Genomic DNA, 16,131 nt, shown 5'->3' on the forward strand with positions numbered 1-16,131 from the left:
GTTAAAAAATGAGAAAAGTATTTGCAGCAGTGGTGCTGTCTACAATGTGCTTTCCCGCATTTGCCAATTTTGACTACAAGCTATGCATCACTTTAGATGAAGGGGCACGGAATCACTATTTCGAGGCGTTTCTGGAGTCTAATGAGTGGGGAGCTGCAGTTTCAGGTGAATGCAAATACTTAGGGCGAATCACCCCTAAGTCGGACGGGCAGGTAATAATAGAGAGTAACCTAACCTGCCAGAATAACGGACAATCAGTGACAACTGAGTTGCCCGTCTACACACTGGACAAGCGCGGTGGAGAGGCAAACATGGCTTTTCAGGGGGATCAGGGCGAATCGTGGCGCTACGCTGTGGCTCTCACCAGTCCCAAATAGTCTGAACTTGGTACAAGCGTCTGACTTCAACACCACATACATCCAAAAAGCCAAAGATCAAAAAAGCTCAGCAATTTGCTGAGCTTTGTTCATTCTGAGAGTGCTTGATATCAGAGGATTTTGTCTTTTTCCCAAGAGGCAATCTTTTCTGCACGCATCGCTTCTCGTGCTTCACGCTTCTTACGTGCATCGCAAGGCTCTGGGCAATTACATACCTTATCAATACCTACAGCATCCAAGCCGCCACAACTGCCCTTAACCACTTTTTTCTGGAAGATGTAACCAACAGACATAGCGGTAACAATCGTCAAGAAAAACCCGAATGTAACGATAAACTCAGTCATTGCTCACGACTCCTATTATTTATTTAAATACTGCTTAAAAGTGTCTGAGTAGATTTCTTCGAACCCTTGCTCTGTTTTTACAATAATCATAACGGCAAGGTTATTTTCGTTCGCGATCTCCAGACCAGCATCTTCACCTAACACCATGATACCAGTAGATAGACCATCTGCGGTCATACTGGATGGGTGAAGTACTGTGACCGACACCACTTTATGGCTAATCGGTTTCCCGGTTTGCGGGTTGATGATATGCGAATAACGAACACCATCCTTTTCAAAGTAGTTTCGGTAGTCACCTGATGTGGCAATCGCCATGTTACCCGGCTCAATGATTTCCTGAATCGCTCGCTCAGTGGTCGATGGCTTCTCAATCGCTATGCGCCAAGGCACCTCTTCCTGATTGACGCCTTTTAAGCGAATCTCACCACCAATCTCAACCATGTAGTTGTTGATGCCCAGCGATTCAATGTAGTTCGCCACCACATCCACACCCCAGCCTTTTGCGATTGTCGATAAATCAACATACAAGTCTGGTAGTGTTTTGGTTAACGTACTCGACGTAACGCTCAGATGCTGAATACCTGTCATCGCTTTGCGAGCGTTCAGCTCTTCGTCTGATGGAACCACTTCAGGGCGAGCTTCAGGACCAAATCCCCACAAGTTAACAAGAGGACCTACAGTCACATCTAAAGCGCCACGAGTCAGTTGGTTTAACCTGATCGCTTCCTTCACTACAATTGCCGTTTCAGGCGAGACTTCAAATGCGTCGCTACCTTTGTACTGGTTGAAACGGCTCAGCTCAGAATCTTTACGATACGTCGACATCTGGTCGTTAACCAGTTCAAGCAATCTGTCCACTTCAACCTGAATATCGCCAGATGCTGGCGCACCGTCCACCTCGATATATTTAATATTATAGGTGGTTCCCATAGTAGGACCGGATAAATGGATCTGTTCTTTCGGTTGGGTACATCCCACCAGTGCCAGTAAGGAAGTTAATGCAACAAGCCAAAGTTTCACTTGCTCACTCCTGATAATTATTATGAAAGTTGATAAAGAAAAGAGTCTTGCACCGAAGGCGCTGTTCTATAGCAACTTGAGACTGCAAAAATAAATGGCCGACTCAAATGAGTCAGCCATAATTCAATCACTTAGGTGAGATTAGCCACCGAAGTCATCCAGTAGGATGTTTTCGTCTTCTACACCAAGATCTTTCAGCATGCCAATTACAGCCGCGTTCATCATTGGTGGACCACACATGTAGTACTCACAATCTTCAGGCGCATCATGATCCTTCAGATAGTTTTCATACAGTACGTTGTGGATGAAGCCTGTGTAACCTTCCCAGTTATCTTCTGGCATAGGATCAGACAGAGCACAGTGCCAAACGAAGTTATCGTTCTCAGCTTGCAGACCGTCGAAGTCTTCCACGTAGAACATTTCACGCTTAGAACGTGCACCGTACCAGAACGACATCTTACGAGAAGAGTTAAGACGCTTAAGCTGATCGAAGATATGCGAACGCATTGGCGCCATACCAGCACCACCACCAACGAATACCATTTCAGCATCAGTATCTTTCGCGAAGAACTCACCAAATGGACCAGAAATCGTACACTTGTCGCCTTCTTTCAGAGACCAGATGTATGAAGACATGATACCAGGTGGTACATCAGGATTATTAGGCGGCGGCGTAGCAATACGCACGTTCAGCATAATAATGCCTTCTTCTTCTGGGTAGTTCGCCATTGAGTATGCACGAATGGTTTCTTCGTCAACTTTAGACTCGTAACGGAACAGGTTGAACTTGTCCCAGTCTTCGCGGTATTCCTCAGGAATATCGTAATCAGCGTATTTCACGTGGTGAACAGGTGCTTCGATCTGAATGTAACCACCAGCACGGAAAGGTACTGACTCGCCATCAGGGATCTGAAGCTTAAGCTCTTTGATGAATGTTGCTTTGTTATCGTTAGAGATAACCGTACATTCCCACTTTTTAACACCGAAGATTTCTTCTGGAAGCTCGATGTCCATGTCGGTTTTCATTGCAACCTGACATGCCAGACGCTCACCTTCACGCGCTTCACCTTTTGTAATGTGGTCAAGCTCGGTAGGTAGGATATCACCGCCACCAGATTTCACTTTTACGCGACACTGACCACAAGAGCCACCGCCACCACAAGCAGAAGATACGAATACACCTGCACCAGCCAGAGCACCAAGCAGTTTGCTACCTGGTTGAGTCACGATCGCCAGATCAGGGTTATCGTTTACGGAAATTGTAATGTCACCTGTTGGTACTAGCTTGGATTTGGCAAACAAAATTACCAGAACCAGGGCTAGAACAATCAGTGTAAACATCACTACACCAAGAATAATGTCCATTGACTATTCCTTATACCTTACAGTTGAACACCAGAGAAGGACATGAAGCCCAGCGCCATAAGACCAACAGAGATAAACGTGATGCCTAGACCACGTAGACCCGGAGGGACGTCTGAGTACTTCATCTTCTCACGAATACCCGCCAATGCGACGATTGCAAGCATCCAACCCACACCAGAACCGAAGCCGTAAACCACAGACTCAGCAAAGTTGTAATCACGCTGTACCATGAATGATACCCCACCAAAGATCGCACAGTTCACTGTAATAAGCGGCAGGAAGATACCCAGTGCGTTGTATAGAGGTGGGAAGAATCGGTCTAGAATCATTTCCAGAATCTGAACCAATGCTGCGATTACACCGATGAACGTAATGAAGTTCAGGAAGCTAAGGTCTACGCCTTCGACCAATGCGTTCTCTTTAAGAACCAGGTTATAAAGCAGGTTGTTTACTGGTACTGCAACTGTTAGTACGAAAACAACCGCTACACCAAGACCGAATGACGTCTTAACTTTCTTAGATACCGCAAGGAAAGTACACATACCTAAGAAGAACGACAGTGCTAAGTTTTCGATGAAAATCGATTTAACTAACAGACTAATATAATGTTCCATGACGCCCTTACTCCTTCGCTTCTACTTGTTCTGGTTTGAACGTACGGATCGCCCAGATAAGGAAGCCGATCAGGAAGAATGCAGACGGTGCAAGAAGCATCAGACCGTTAGGCTGATACCAACCACCGTTGCTCACTAGAGGAAGTACTTCCATGTTGAATAGTTTGCCCGAGCCAAACAATTCGCGGAAGAATCCAACAGTAATAAGAACGAAGCCGTAACCCAGACCATTACCAATACCATCGATTAGAGATGGCAGTGGAGCCGATTTCATCGCGAATGCTTCAGCACGACCCATTACAATACAGTTTGTAATGATCAAGCCAACGAATACAGACAACTGCTTAGAGATGTCGTACAGGTAAGCTTTCAGAATTTGGTCTACCACGATTACCAGTGATGCGATGATTGCCATCTGAACGATGATACGCACACTGTTAGGAATGTGATTACGAATAAGAGAAACAAAGAAGTTAGACAATGCAGTAACAAATACTACCGCCAGTGTCATAACGAATGCTGTCTCTAGTTTGGTGGTTACTGCAAGTGCAGAACACACACCCAGTACCTGAAGCGCGATTGGGTTGTTATCCAATACAGGCGCTAACAGGCTCTTTTTAACATCTTGTGCACCAGACATTAGTTCAGACCTCCGTCACGAACTTTAGCTAGGAACGGACCAAAGCCCTTGTCACCTAACCAGAAGTCGAATGTACCTTGAACACCATTACCAGTCAGTGTTGCACCTGATAGACCGTCAACGCCGTGCGCTGAACCTTCAGGAGCTCCACCTTTTACAACCTTGATTGCTGGTTGATGGTTTTCGTCGAACAATTTCTTGCCTACGAACTGTGCACGCCAGCTTGGGTTTTCAACCTCACCACCAAGTCCAGGAGTTTCACCCTGCTCGTAGTAAGTGATGCCCGAAACTGTGTTGCCATCGGTTTCAACCGCAACAAAAGCGTACATCATTGACCATAGACCATTACCGTGAACAGGGATAATCACTTTAGATATTGCGTCGCCATCTTTAACCAGATAAACGATACCTGTGTTGGCACGACGAATGATTTTCGCTTTGTCGTCGTCAGCGGTCAGTTTGATTGACGAAGAAGGATCTTTCGATGCTTTACGCTGATCATAGTCAGCCGCAGTGAAGCCATCTTCTGTTTTTTCAATGAAGTCACCTGATTTAAAATCAACCAGACGCGGTTCGATTTTCTCACCAAACAGTGAACGAACCTCTGCAGCACTACCTGCTTCATAGCCTGCAACTTCAACGATCTTGCTTTGTTTGTCGAGTACAGCATTAGCTTTCTGCTGACTACGTAGACCTACGGCTGCTGTTGATACAACGATTGAACAAACCAGGCTCAATCCGACAACAACACCCAGCGTCTTTTTAATGCTATCGTTATTACTTGCCATAACGTGCTTTTCTCCGCTTGATGTTCTTCTCGATCACTACGTGGTCGAACAGAGGTGCGAATAGGTTCGCGAATAGAATCGCCAGCATCATACCTTCAGGGTAAGCTGGGTTAACTACACGAATCATCACACACATAGCACCAATCAATGCACCGTATGCCCATTTACCTTTGTTGGTAAAGGAAGCTGATACTGGGTCGGTTGCCATGAAGAACATACCAAATGCAAAGCCACCCAAAACAAGGTGCCAGTGCCAAGGCATGCTGAACAGTGGGTTCGTGTCTGAACCGATGATGTTGAACAGGAATGACGTTGCCACCATACCCAACATAACACCAACGATGATTCGCCACGAGGCAACACCAATGTAGACAATAAACGCGGCACCAATCATCAGTGCCAGAGTTGACACTTCACCAATAGAGCCAGGGATATTACCTAGGAATGCATCCATCCAAGTGATTGCTTCACCAGTGATTGTGTTCACTAGTGCACCGTTACCGCCTTGAGCCCACTGGCTTAGAGCTGTTGCACCAGAGAAACCATCTGCCGCAGTCCAAACTACATCACCAGAGATTTGTGCTGGGTAAGCAAAGAATAGGAAAGCACGACCTGCAAGCGCTGGGTTAAGGAAGTTACGACCTGTACCACCGAAGATCTCTTTCGCAACAACAACACCGAAGGTAATACCTAGTGCTGCCTGCCATAGAGGAAGTGTTGGTGGAACGATTAACGCAAACAGGATAGAGGTAACAAAGAAACCTTCGTTAACTTCGTGCTTACGAACCATACAGAAAAGGACTTCCCAGAAACCACCCACAACAAAGACTGTCAGGTAGATCGGCAAGAAGTAGGTTGCACCAAGAATCATCTTGGTTCCCCACCCTGCTTCCAGGGAGAGTGGTCCGGCAATCATCTCTGTTAACCAGTAGTGCCAGTTGCCAGCAACAACGCCTGCAAACTCTGCACCTTGGTAAAGATGATTCAGACCCATAATTGCTTGGTTACCTGCGTTGTACATACCCCAGAAAATTGCTGGGAAAGTCGCAAACCAAACCATGATCATGATACGTTTTAAGTCAACGCTATCACGAACGTGAGAACCACGTTTTGTCACCAAACCTGGTGTGTAGAAAACTGTCGCTACAGCTTCGTACAGAGCAAACCATTTCTCGTGTTTACCACCTGGCTCAAAATGGTGCTCGATATCTTCAAGAAACTTCTTCAGGGCCATGACTTAACCTTCCTTCTCGATCTTGTCTAGACATTCACGAAGCAACTCGCCGTATTCGTATTTGCCAGGGCACACAAAGGTGCACAATGCCAAATCTTCTTCGTCCAGCTCTAGCGCACCCAGTGCTTGAGCACTGTCAGTGTCGCCGGCACACAGGTCACGAAGCAGCAAAGTTGGTTCCATATCCAGAGGTAGTACCTTCTCATAGTTACCGATTGGCACCATAGAACGATCACTACCGTTGGTCGTTGTTGTCATGTTGAATAGACGGCCTGAGAACAGGTGACCAAGATATGCACGAGTAATCGAGTATTTGTTCTTACCAGGCATTGCCCAGCCAAATAGCTCTTTCTCATAGCCTTCACGAATTGCAGATACTTGAAGGTGGTAACGACCAAGGTAGGCATGGGGACCTTTCGCTTGAGTACCAGCAAGCACAGAACCGGAAATAATACGTACATCGCCAGGCATCAACTCGCCATCAGCCAGTTGTTCCAGGCTTGCACCTACAGTTGTACGAACCAAACGTGGATTGTTTACAACTGGACCTGCCAGAGAAACCACACGATCAGTGTATAGCTCACCTGTCAGGAATAGCTGACCAAATGCAATCACATCTTGGTAGTTGATGCTCCATGCAGAGACAGCTTCATTAACAGGGTATAAGAAGTGCATGTGTGTGCCAGCAAGCCCAGCAGGGTGCGGTCCATCAAATACATGTTCTTCAACATTAGATTGAGATGAGCGAGGCAGACTATTGCCATTTTTACATACGTAAACTTTGCCTTCAGTCAGACGAGAGATAATGTCTAGACCAGCGGTAAACGCTTCGGCTTGCTCATTGATGATAACTCCAGCATCTGCTGCCAATGGATTGGTATCCATTGCCGTAACGAAGATAGCTTGAGTTGAAGACTCGATCGCAGGAACCTTGCTGAACGGACGAGTACGAAGTGCAGTCCACATACCTGATTCAACTAGCTGAGTTTTGATCGCTTCACGGTCAAGACTGACTAGTTTATCGGCTGCGTAACTGTCGAAAGTCACTTTCTCATCACCTTCTACTTCAATTACTACAGATTGAAGTACGCGCTTAGCGCCACGGTTAATTTCAATGACTTTACCACTCGCTGGAGCAGTGAATTTAACGCCTTCATTCTTTTTGTCGACAAAAAGAACTTGACCTTTTTTCACTACATCGCCTACGCGACAATGCATCGTAGGACGCATTCCAACGTACTCTTCGCCAAGCAAGGCGACTTTATTGATGGACTTGCCATCACTTATCACCTGGGATGGAACTCCAGAAATTGGAATATCCAAACCCTTCTTTATTGTAATCATACGCACTTGCACTACTTTATCGGGAAAAAGATTCTTTTAATTGCGTAAAAGTTAGACACGACATTTTGTGTCCGGTTTTGACCTGACACCCTGGTCAAAATCGCAACATCCTCTTAAATAACTCGTCACAAAAAAATGCGAGTTTTATCAGGTGCGATAGTCTAGCATCTTTTGTGAAGGTGATGCCATGACCATGCACCGGATTAATCTGTAATTTTTCGTTTGTTGGTTACAGATTAGCTAGTCAATGTGAATAAGTTTGAACGTCGCACAAATGTTAATAAATCATAAAAATAACTGGATCTAACCCATTCATTTTTATTTATAAGTTTTTTTAACAAATCATTTCGTTCACAAATATTCACTCAACAGACATTTAAAACGCAAAAGCACTTTAAACACACTCAAATGAGCCGTTTTCTAAAGTCTTATTGTTTTATTTGTTACCCCAGTTTGCTTCCACCCAAACACATTGGGCTATCTGGAGCACCACCTGTTTGTTGTAACCATTCTGATTCAGTATAGGTATGAATAGAGAGAGCGTGTATGTGATTTTCTAATTCTTCTGTCAATACACCATTTACTTTGCGGTGACGACCTATTAAACGTAGCCCTTCAAATGCTTCACTCACAATAATCACTTTAAAGTGACTTTCTGAACCTTTAGGCACATTGTGCATATAGCTTTCATTCAACACTTCCAAATGCTTAGGTTGAAATTCGTTTTGCAGTTTTTGCTCAATGATTTCTTGAATCATGTACTTTCCTTGCTGTAAGCGGTTCACCTTATTGTGTATTGATAAGATTATATTCGGACTTAACTCTACTCGCTATGTTCTTCCCCACGATCCTGACTCAAATCTAATTCATTTGGGTATACGGAATAAACGCGATATATGACACAGCAATCGATAAAAAAGTGGCTTTGATCTGATTTTCTTGCAATTAAAGCAATCAAGCTTATCTCTTAGATCAGACCGAACATCTTTTATTAAGCTTTCTTAAAACACGATAAAAGAGAGCCGAAAAATAACTTACAAAGATAAGCAGCTAACTTCCGGTTGCTCGCGTACTGCGCTTTCTGCGACAATGCGCACTTAGCCCACTACCTACCTTATTCCATGAACACCGAGTTACAACTTCGAGGTCGAAAACTGACCTTACATCGCTTCCCCAAAAAAGCTCAAGAAACCCTACAAGCATGGAATGCCGGCGACGAATATCTAATCAACCATGTCGAGGATGAAATCCAGCTGGCAGAAGGCAGTAAAATTCTGATCTTAAATGATCATTTTGGCGCTTTGTCGTGTTGGTTTTCAGAAAAATACCAAGTCACCATGGTGACAGATTCGTTCATCTCTCACCGTGGTGCTTTGAAGAACTTGCAACGTAACCAGTGTAATAAGATTGAGTTTTTAACGAGCTTAGAATCCATCCCAAACGACGTTGATCTGGTTCTGATGCAGATTCCAAAAATCAACCGGTTTCTGACGTGGCAACTTAGCCAGTTAAAAGAAACTCTTCCCAAAAACTGCAAAGTCATTGCAGTCAATAAAGCAAAAGAGATTCATACCTCGACACTCAAATTATTTGAAAAGCATTTGGGGACGACAACGACATCGCTGGCATGGAAAAAGCACCGTCTGGTGTTTTCAACGTTAGATGCGGAGCAACCGCCAACGGTAGAGCCAGAAACAAGATGGAAAGTCGAAGGTGAGAACTTTGAACTGGTGAACCTCGCCAACGTTTACTCTGGAGAAGGGCTCGACTTGGGTGCTCGCTTCATGCTGGAACATATCCCTCAAGATAAGGATTTACGCCATATTGTCGATTTGGGATGTGGTAATGGCGTTCTGGCTGTAAAAGCGGGTCAACTTAATCCTCAGGCTCGCATTACCTGTGTGGATGAAAGTTACATGGCGGTGGAATCAGCCAAGCGCAATCTCACAGAAAACCTGGGAGAAGATCGCAATATCCAGTGTATCGCCAATAATTGCCTTGATGGTTTTAAAAAAGAGAGTACTTACTTAGTGTTATGTAATCCTCCGTTCCATCAACAACAAGCCATTACTGACCACATCGCATGGCAGATGTTCTGTGATGCAAAGCATGTTCTTAATAGCGGAGGGGATTTATTTGTTATTGGCAACCGTCACCTGGGCTACGATATAAAACTTGAACGTTTATTTGGAAAATCGCAGGTGAAGCTCGTCGCATCCAACAGTAAATTTGTTATATTACAAGCCACTAAGAAATAGGGTCTGTTGACCTTTCGAGCTGATTTTTGCAGCGAATTGTGGGTTCTTTATACAAGGCAGCGCTTATTCGGTGTAGTCGCTCTACATCAATAAGCGATAACGCAGTAGAAAGGAGCCACAAACGCTGCCCAAAGGGTTCGGCTATAAGCGTTTTACTCTTTGTTGCAAGGTATTTGCTTAGAGTGACTAGGCTAAAAACCTTGCGCCGCGATTAAAACGCTTATAGCTCGAACAAAATTTAACCGCGAAAGGTCAACAGACCCTAAAAAACCGTCCTGCGAGATTGTTTAATTAAAGGAATTAGTCATGAGAAAATTGATACTTGCTGCATCTGTGATTTTGTTGGCAGCATGTGCTTCTCCTCAGAAAGAAGAGCAAATCAACCTCACGCCAACCCCTACCCTTAGCAGCGTTAAATTGGTCGATGGTCAGTCTTTCTCTTTAGAAAGCCGTGACATTCGTACTTCTCAATATGTTGCGCTGGTGAATAGCGGTCGTCGCTCTACACAACCAATCCATACCAAGCAAAACCTGCGTATTGCTATTGAAACCGCTGTATATCAACAGTTGGTGTCTCAGGGGTTTCAACTGGTCGCTAACAGCAACAACACATTAAGTCTGGAAGTTCAGGAAGCGCTGGTCAATGTATCCAATACGCTGATGGAAAACGAACTGGACGCCAAAGTGACCTTGCAGGTTACGGCTGAAACACCACGCGGTAAGCTGGTTAAGTCCTACAACGGCACTGCGAAAAAGACTGGCACTTTATCGGCATCCAATGAAGACATTGAACTTGTATTGAATGATGTTGTGGACTTGGTTCTGGCAGAAATTGCTAACGATAAAGAACTTCTTAATTACATGAAGGAGAGATTCTAATGCGCAGCCTGATTTTATCTTTGGTATGCCTTTTTTCATTACCAGCCTGGGCACAAAGCGTGGTCTTCGAAACCAACTTGGGTTCCTTTACCGTTGAGCTGGATGAAGCCAAAGCCCCTGCCACGGTGAAAAACTTCCTTCGCTATGTAGAAGACGGAAGCTACGAAGGTTCTCAGTTCCATCGCGTTATTGCAGGATTTATGGCTCAGGGAGGCGGTTTTGACGCCAAGATGGGTCGTCTTCCAACCTATGCTCCCATCAAGAATGAAGCAAGCAACGGGCTTAAGAATGACGCCGCAACAATTGCGATGGCACGTACGTCCAATCCAGATTCTGCAACTCGTCAGTTCTTTATCAACCTACAAAACAACGACTTCTTAAACTACTCTGCTGCTAACCCTGGCTATGCGGTTTTTGGCAAGGTCACAAAAGGGTTTGAAGTGGTTCAGAAAATGGCAACTAAGCCAACCAAATCCATGGGACGCATGCAGGACATTCCTGTAGAGCCAATCGTGGTGAAAAAAGTCACACTACAAAAATAATAATTAAAAAACGCTGGCTCCTCGCCAGCGTTTTCTTTTCTCTCTTACAAGGAGTGTTCTATGTCAAGCAACATGACCTGGCTTGAAACTATCCGTAGTTACTTCGACAAACGCTTGCTATGGGTATTTATGTTGGGCTGCTCCAGCGGCTTTCCATGGGTGCTTATCGGCTCCAACATGTCTGGCTGGTTAAAAGATGCGGGGCTTACCCGCGCCGCGATCGGCTATTTTGGCTCAGTATTTGCGGTATATGCCCTTAACTGGTTGTGGGCTCCGTTGGTTGACCGGATCAAACTGCCTGTTTTGCACTCAATTCTTGGTCAAAGGCGTAGTTGGGTTTTCCTTTGCCAGTTCTTCATTTTGATTTGCACCCTATTTATCGCTGGCGTCGACCCTGCCAAAAGCCTGATGTTGACATCGATGATCGCCTTAGGCATTGCCCTGGCTTCGGCAACACAAGATATTGCCGTCGATGCTTATCGTATTGATACCTTCCCGAAATCGGAATCCAATAAACTTCCGCAGGCCTCTGCCATGGCGGTAATCGGCTGGTGGACGGGTTATTCATTACCGGGTTATCTTGCCTTTATTAATGCTGACAGCATCGGCTGGAATGGCGTCTTTTATGGAATGGCATTAATTGTTGGCATCCTTATGCTCTTTACCATTTTGGTTGGAGAGCCGAAAACTGACCGCGACAAACTGCAAAAGCAAGCTGAGGAGCGCCATTCAAAGTTTATAGGATCTCCTGTGGCTGCATGGTTTACGGTAACCTTAGTTGAACCTTTCATTGACTTCTTCCGTCGCAACGGTGTTCAAGTTGCAGTCACCCTGCTGTTGTTTGTTTTCCTATTCAAGATTGGTGAAGCCTTCTTGGGTCGCATGTCCATCACCTTCTATAAAGAGGTAGGCTTTAGTAACGAGCAGATTGGTTACTACTCCAAGTTAATTGGATGGGGCTTCACTATCCTGTTCACCATTTTGGGCAGTATGGTCAATGTGAAGTTTGGTATTGTCCGCGGTCTGATGATCGGTGGTATCGCGATGGCGGCAAGTAACCTGATGTTTGCCTGGATTGCAAAAGCAGGTCCAAGCGAAACGCTGTTCTTTGCGACTATCGTGATTGATAACTTCACCACAGCTTTCTCGACTGTCGCTTTTGTTTCGTTCCTGACGGCAATGACCGGGCAAGCCTTCTCGGCGACTCAATACGCGCTGTTGGCGTCTCTGGGTAACTTTGGCAGAACAACACTGGCTTCATTCAGTGGTGAGCTGGTTGACTTTCTGGACGACTGGACAACGTTCTTTATCATTACATCGTTGATGGTCATTCCAAGTCTGTTAATGCTTTATTCTCTGAGACATTACTTCGCAAGGCTTTTGGACAAGGCAAAGGAAGATGCCTATGAAGAAAGCTTAAAAGCGAAAGGACAGGAGTAACGCCCAGTTCAATGGATACAGAAAGAGGCTCGAATGAGCCTCTTTTTCTTTCTTGGACTTTGTTTTTTATGTTTAGGGAAACAAAGTTTAAGGAAAAACACCGCGACCAAACAGGTTGAACACTCTTGCTACGCCTTGTGTGAAAATCATTGGCTCGGTTAACACAGTTAGGCACAGACAATCCTGTCCTTCTGGAGTCTGTGGTGAATGTTTCACAGACGCATCCCGAGTCATAAAGTCACCTTCATCATAGTGACCATGCTCGTCGGTAAATCCGCCGTGTAACACTAAAGTCGTTTCAATCCCTTTGTGAGTATGTTGCGGCACCTGAACCCCTTCTTTTATATAAAGCAGATTCATTCTGGCACCTTCCTCTTCCAGTTCGACAGCAGCGCTGTATACCTTCCCACCGTAACTTCGCCATTCACCAATACGAGTGATGTGGTTTCGCAGTGCTTTGGGAAGAACAAATTTCTTACCATTCAGCTCAATGTGGTGATTTGCAGGCTGTTCCTGAACTTGTGTGTCTGGCTTAAGTTGCTTCATGTCCATAATAGAAGACAACATATCTTCCATTTCCGGTAGGTCGGTGTCGATTTCAGCCATATCAGCACTGAACATCTCTTGCGCCGCTTCCGCTTCCAGACGTTGAACCGTCTGTCTGGATTCGCTGGATGTTTCAAGATGAGCTGCCACCATGATTCCGTGGCATGGGTCTATTGTCCCATCAACGTAAGCTTTAAACATTTCTAAATCCGGGTGATAACTCATAGCGACTCCCCATTCATTGAATGGCGCAATTTCTCTACCGCCAGTCGCAAACGTGACTTCACGGTCCCCAACGGTATATCAAACATATCGGCCACATGCTGGTGCGGCAGCTCGTCTAAATAAACAGCTTTAACCACGTCTTTCTGGCTTTGTGGTAACACGTCTAAAAAACGGACAACCTGTTCCTTCAACATGTTTTGTTCCGGCGAGTAATGGTCAACAAGATCCGGCGGACAGTAATCGCTCGCCCAAATATCTTCAGAGTGGACGTGTAAGTCTTTGCCTTTTTGCTTTCTGAGCAGGTCAAAACTTAAGTTTCTCGCGATAGTGTAGATCCAGGTCGACAAGGAACTTTTTGCTGGATCAAACAGGTGGCTTTTCTGCCATACCATCGCCATCGTATCCTGAATGATTTCGATAGCAACGTGCTCGTTACTCACGTGTTTGATGACAAAAGTTTTCAGTCTTGGTGAGAAGAACCGAAATACTTCAGCGTAAGCCTGTTTGTCGCCGTTTTGTATTTTAGCCATACAGGCAGACCAGTGTGCCCGATCTAACCCTGACGATTTGGTTTGTGTTCCGGAGCCTGCTTCTAGCGTCTTGCTCATGATCGTTCCTTACATCGAACTGGTTATATCCCTGATTGGATATTGTCCTTATTAAAGTGAGTATACGATGCAGCGGAAAAAAAGATCACTTATTTACTGTCTATAGCATCCGATAAAAAATCTAACGTGGCAATGCATGAATCTTGCGACACCAGCAGATCGAATTTGGACTGATTGATAGGTAACAACTCGAGCCAGCGTTGACTCACCCATGTGGCATCATCAAAGAAGCACTGTTCGTAGAGCTTTTTCACTTGGGGAAACTGCTGATACACTTCCTGTAGTTGCTTGGCTACGTGCTCTGAACTCTCTCCGAAACTGTGAGTCTGCCAGTTTGGAAGGTGTTCAATTTCTCCCACTCTCAGACCATCATGTTCTGACCACACTCGTTTAACCCTGATACGCTGCTTTCCGTACACAGTTATGCCCAGTAAACCATCGTCCAGCGTTTCGAAATCAACGATTTCTACCAGAGTGCCTATCTGAGAGATGTTATGTGGAGAAGTGTCGTTGCTGTCTGAGACCAAACAAATCACGAACCCCTCTCCGTTTTGACAACATTCTTTAACCAGACGTTTATATCTGGGCTCAAAAATCCTCAAGTTCATTTTGCCTTCTGGCAAAACAACCGAACTCAAGGGAAATATTTTAGTAATGAGTGACATGCTCGCTTCCTTATCTTTATGTTTTGGGTTTACGAGAACTTCCAATATCACGATCACCACTCTTTTCCATTTACCGCACAAATGCAGGCACCACGGATGTTTCAGCTAAGAAATATCTGCATTCCCAACTCTGTTGAAAGTAAGAACGAAAACGTTTTTCCCAAATTAACAATTTTGTCATTAAGAAAACGCTGATTAATATTGCACCTAATTGACAAAGTTAACAAATAAGATCAATTACGTGATCAGAGTCATGCAATCGTTTTCTATTTTCATTTCTTTGCACTTCCAAATGAGAAGTAAATATATAGAATGCGCTGCATCGGATTTACAGATCATGGATTGAGATCGTTTCAATTCAACTAAGAGAGAAGAACCATGCGCAAGTCATTTTTAGCACTTAGCCTCGCGACAGCAGCGGTTGCTGTTCCAGCTCAAGCAGAATATCTATACGGATTCGGTGGCGTTTACCTTGATCACCAAAGCTGGGATCACGGACCACAAGCAATCGAAGGTGCTGCAAACCGCAACCAGTTTGTTCTGGGTATTGAAGGTGGTGCAGGTTTTAGCTGGGGTGAACTATACGGTTTCTACGATTACGAGAGCATCGAAAAGTCTGCAGAAGATCGCAAAGCATCTCTAAAAGGTCAGGCTCATGTTTATCTAGGTGAATCTGGCGCGAGTCTTTACGCACAAGTGTACAACCACGATAACTCTGCACAAAGTGAGCAGAACCGTGTTCTGGGTGTTGGTTACACAAAACTGACTGGCGAAGACTGGTGGTTCAAACCTTGGGTAGGTGTTCATCAGGTAAACGCTTGGTCTAACTTTGGATCTGAGTTCCGTTACAACGGTAACAACGGTTACATGGCGGGCTGGTCTGCAGGCTACAACTTTGAAGCTTTCGGTCAGAACTTTGCTTTGGTCAACTGGAACGAAATCGAATTTGATCGCGCAGAAGCTTACGCTGAAGACCAAGGCAGCAAAACCGGTCTGAACGGTGCAGCTATCCTTTTCTGGCACGTAACAGACAACTTCTCTACAGCTCTGACTTACCGTTACTTCCAGAACAAACTGGGCGTGAAGAGCGAGTTTAACAACGGTCGTGATTACGGTGATGCTCTAATCTACCGCGTACAGTACAACTTCTAAATCGAAGTTATGTAATCTAATAAGTGGCGCTTTTTAGCGCCATTTTTGTTTGAATTTATATTCGAACTCAAAGAAACCCCGCCAGATATT

General features: G+C 44.9%; 18 protein-coding genes. 6 read left to right on the forward strand and 12 right to left on the reverse strand.

The window, feature by feature from the left end; all coding sequences use genetic code 11:
• Positions 1-8: 8 nt before the first annotated feature.
• Complete coding sequence (locus tag QMG91_RS13785; protein ID WP_281827148.1) at positions 9-377, forward strand: hypothetical protein; 369 nt, start codon at positions 9-11, stop codon at positions 375-377.
• Positions 378-487: 110 nt separating this feature from the next.
• On the opposite strand, the gene nqrM is transcribed toward QMG91_RS13785, so the two are convergent.
• The 9 genes from nqrM to QMG91_RS13830 form a co-directional block, all read right to left on the reverse strand.
• A complete protein-coding gene (nqrM, locus tag QMG91_RS13790) occupies positions 488-721 on the reverse strand; it encodes a (Na+)-NQR maturation NqrM (RefSeq protein WP_004403034.1) in 234 nt (77 codons plus the stop codon).
• A gap of 15 nt (positions 722-736) precedes the next feature.
• Entirely contained in the window at positions 737-1,741 is a 1,005-nt protein-coding gene (locus QMG91_RS13795; protein ID WP_022549860.1) for an FAD:protein FMN transferase, read from the reverse strand.
• Between the two features lie 141 nt (positions 1,742-1,882).
• The gene (gene nqrF / locus QMG91_RS13800; protein ID WP_022594729.1) at positions 1,883-3,106 is read right to left on the reverse strand and encodes an NADH:ubiquinone reductase (Na(+)-transporting) subunit F; all 1,224 of its coding nucleotides are present in this window, start codon (positions 3,104-3,106) and stop codon (positions 1,883-1,885) included.
• Positions 3,107-3,123: 17 nt separating this feature from the next.
• Positions 3,124-3,720 carry an NADH:ubiquinone reductase (Na(+)-transporting) subunit E gene (gene nqrE, locus QMG91_RS13805; RefSeq protein WP_004403029.1) on the reverse strand — a complete coding sequence of 199 codons (597 nt, stop codon included), beginning with the start codon at positions 3,718-3,720 and terminating at the stop codon, positions 3,124-3,126.
• Between the two features lie 7 nt (positions 3,721-3,727).
• On the reverse strand, positions 3,728-4,360 hold the full coding sequence (locus QMG91_RS13810) for an NADH:ubiquinone reductase (Na(+)-transporting) subunit D (RefSeq protein WP_004403027.1): 633 nt from the start codon (positions 4,358-4,360) through the stop codon (positions 3,728-3,730).
• Complete coding sequence (locus tag QMG91_RS13815) at positions 4,360-5,148, reverse strand: Na(+)-translocating NADH-quinone reductase subunit C (protein ID WP_004403025.1); 789 nt, start codon at positions 5,146-5,148, stop codon at positions 4,360-4,362. Before QMG91_RS13815 ends, QMG91_RS13810 begins: the two co-directional genes overlap by 1 nt.
• A complete protein-coding gene (locus tag QMG91_RS13820; RefSeq protein WP_022549859.1) occupies positions 5,138-6,382 on the reverse strand; it encodes an NADH:ubiquinone reductase (Na(+)-transporting) subunit B in 1,245 nt (414 codons plus the stop codon). Before QMG91_RS13820 ends, QMG91_RS13815 begins: the two co-directional genes overlap by 11 nt.
• A gap of 3 nt (positions 6,383-6,385) precedes the next feature.
• A complete protein-coding gene (locus QMG91_RS13825; RefSeq protein ID WP_022549858.1) occupies positions 6,386-7,726 on the reverse strand; it encodes a Na(+)-translocating NADH-quinone reductase subunit A in 1,341 nt (446 codons plus the stop codon).
• Between the two features lie 443 nt (positions 7,727-8,169).
• On the reverse strand, positions 8,170-8,484 hold the full coding sequence (locus QMG91_RS13830; protein ID WP_004403014.1) for a BolA family protein: 315 nt from the start codon (positions 8,482-8,484) through the stop codon (positions 8,170-8,172).
• A 363-nt stretch (positions 8,485-8,847) separates the two neighbouring features.
• Between QMG91_RS13830 and QMG91_RS13835 the strand changes: the two genes are divergently transcribed.
• The 4 genes from QMG91_RS13835 to QMG91_RS13850 all read left to right on the forward strand — a co-directional run bounded on the left by QMG91_RS13835 (position 8,848) and on the right by QMG91_RS13850 (position 12,845).
• Complete coding sequence (locus QMG91_RS13835) at positions 8,848-9,984, forward strand: methyltransferase (RefSeq protein ID WP_281827152.1); 1,137 nt, start codon at positions 8,848-8,850, stop codon at positions 9,982-9,984.
• A gap of 306 nt (positions 9,985-10,290) precedes the next feature.
• Positions 10,291-10,863, forward strand: a complete 573-nt coding sequence (locus tag QMG91_RS13840) for a YajG family lipoprotein (protein WP_004403012.1) — start codon at positions 10,291-10,293, stop codon at positions 10,861-10,863.
• Positions 10,863-11,405, forward strand: a complete 543-nt coding sequence (locus QMG91_RS13845; RefSeq protein WP_022549856.1) for a peptidylprolyl isomerase — start codon at positions 10,863-10,865, stop codon at positions 11,403-11,405. Before QMG91_RS13840 ends, QMG91_RS13845 begins: the two co-directional genes overlap by 1 nt.
• A gap of 60 nt (positions 11,406-11,465) precedes the next feature.
• Complete coding sequence (locus QMG91_RS13850) at positions 11,466-12,845, forward strand: AmpG family muropeptide MFS transporter (protein ID WP_281827156.1); 1,380 nt, start codon at positions 11,466-11,468, stop codon at positions 12,843-12,845.
• An 87-nt stretch (positions 12,846-12,932) separates the two neighbouring features.
• On the opposite strand, the gene QMG91_RS13855 is transcribed toward QMG91_RS13850, so the two are convergent.
• From QMG91_RS13855 to QMG91_RS13865, 3 genes are all read right to left on the reverse strand, one after another.
• Positions 12,933-13,616: a ChrR family anti-sigma-E factor gene (locus QMG91_RS13855; protein ID WP_281827158.1), complete on the reverse strand. Its 684-nt coding sequence runs from the start codon at positions 13,614-13,616 to the stop codon at positions 12,933-12,935.
• Positions 13,613-14,146: a sigma-70 family RNA polymerase sigma factor gene (locus QMG91_RS13860; RefSeq protein WP_281830470.1), complete on the reverse strand. Its 534-nt coding sequence runs from the start codon at positions 14,144-14,146 to the stop codon at positions 13,613-13,615. The genes QMG91_RS13855 and QMG91_RS13860 overlap by 4 nt, the downstream gene beginning before the upstream one ends.
• A gap of 167 nt (positions 14,147-14,313) precedes the next feature.
• On the reverse strand, positions 14,314-14,889 hold the full coding sequence (locus tag QMG91_RS13865) for an LON peptidase substrate-binding domain-containing protein (RefSeq protein ID WP_022591699.1): 576 nt from the start codon (positions 14,887-14,889) through the stop codon (positions 14,314-14,316).
• A gap of 378 nt (positions 14,890-15,267) precedes the next feature.
• Between QMG91_RS13865 and QMG91_RS13870 the strand changes: the two genes are divergently transcribed.
• Positions 15,268-16,041 (forward strand): outer membrane protein OmpK, encoded by a 774-nt coding sequence (locus QMG91_RS13870; protein ID WP_281827161.1) that lies wholly within the window; start codon positions 15,268-15,270, stop codon positions 16,039-16,041.
• The last annotated feature ends 90 nt before the right edge of the window (positions 16,042-16,131 follow it).

The organism is Vibrio nigripulchritudo (genome assembly GCF_027924785.1).
GTDB classification, from domain to species: domain Bacteria; phylum Pseudomonadota; class Gammaproteobacteria; order Enterobacterales; family Vibrionaceae; genus Vibrio; species Vibrio nigripulchritudo.

Bases quoted from the DNA above. Each gene is read 5' to 3' on its own strand.
- QMG91_RS13785 (WP_281827148.1), top strand. From the start codon at position 9: ATGAGAAAAGTATTTGCAGCAGTGGTGCTGTCTACAATGTGCTTTCCC.
- nqrM (WP_004403034.1), bottom strand. From the start codon at position 721: ATGACTGAGTTTATCGTTACATTCGGGTTTTTCTTGACGATTGTTACC.
- nqrF (WP_022594729.1), bottom strand. From the start codon at position 3,106: ATGGACATTATTCTTGGTGTAGTGATGTTTACACTGATTGTTCTAGCC.
- nqrE (WP_004403029.1), bottom strand. From the start codon at position 3,720: ATGGAACATTATATTAGTCTGTTAGTTAAATCGATTTTCATCGAAAAC.
- QMG91_RS13810 (WP_004403027.1), bottom strand. From the start codon at position 4,360: ATGTCTGGTGCACAAGATGTTAAAAAGAGCCTGTTAGCGCCTGTATTG.
- QMG91_RS13815 (WP_004403025.1), bottom strand. From the start codon at position 5,148: ATGGCAAGTAATAACGATAGCATTAAAAAGACGCTGGGTGTTGTTGTC.
- QMG91_RS13820 (WP_022549859.1), bottom strand. From the start codon at position 6,382: ATGGCCCTGAAGAAGTTTCTTGAAGATATCGAGCACCATTTTGAGCCA.
- QMG91_RS13825 (WP_022549858.1), bottom strand. From the start codon at position 7,726: ATGATTACAATAAAGAAGGGTTTGGATATTCCAATTTCTGGAGTTCCA.
- QMG91_RS13830 (WP_004403014.1), bottom strand. From the start codon at position 8,484: ATGATTCAAGAAATCATTGAGCAAAAACTGCAAAACGAATTTCAACCT.
- QMG91_RS13835 (WP_281827152.1), top strand. From the start codon at position 8,848: ATGAACACCGAGTTACAACTTCGAGGTCGAAAACTGACCTTACATCGC.
- QMG91_RS13840 (WP_004403012.1), top strand. From the start codon at position 10,291: ATGAGAAAATTGATACTTGCTGCATCTGTGATTTTGTTGGCAGCATGT.
- QMG91_RS13845 (WP_022549856.1), top strand. From the start codon at position 10,863: ATGCGCAGCCTGATTTTATCTTTGGTATGCCTTTTTTCATTACCAGCC.
- QMG91_RS13850 (WP_281827156.1), top strand. From the start codon at position 11,466: ATGTCAAGCAACATGACCTGGCTTGAAACTATCCGTAGTTACTTCGAC.
- QMG91_RS13855 (WP_281827158.1), bottom strand. From the start codon at position 13,616: ATGAGTTATCACCCGGATTTAGAAATGTTTAAAGCTTACGTTGATGGG.
- QMG91_RS13860 (WP_281830470.1), bottom strand. From the start codon at position 14,146: ATGGCTAAAATACAAAACGGCGACAAACAGGCTTACGCTGAAGTATTT.
- QMG91_RS13865 (WP_022591699.1), bottom strand. From the start codon at position 14,889: ATGTCACTCATTACTAAAATATTTCCCTTGAGTTCGGTTGTTTTGCCA.
- QMG91_RS13870 (WP_281827161.1), top strand. From the start codon at position 15,268: ATGCGCAAGTCATTTTTAGCACTTAGCCTCGCGACAGCAGCGGTTGCT.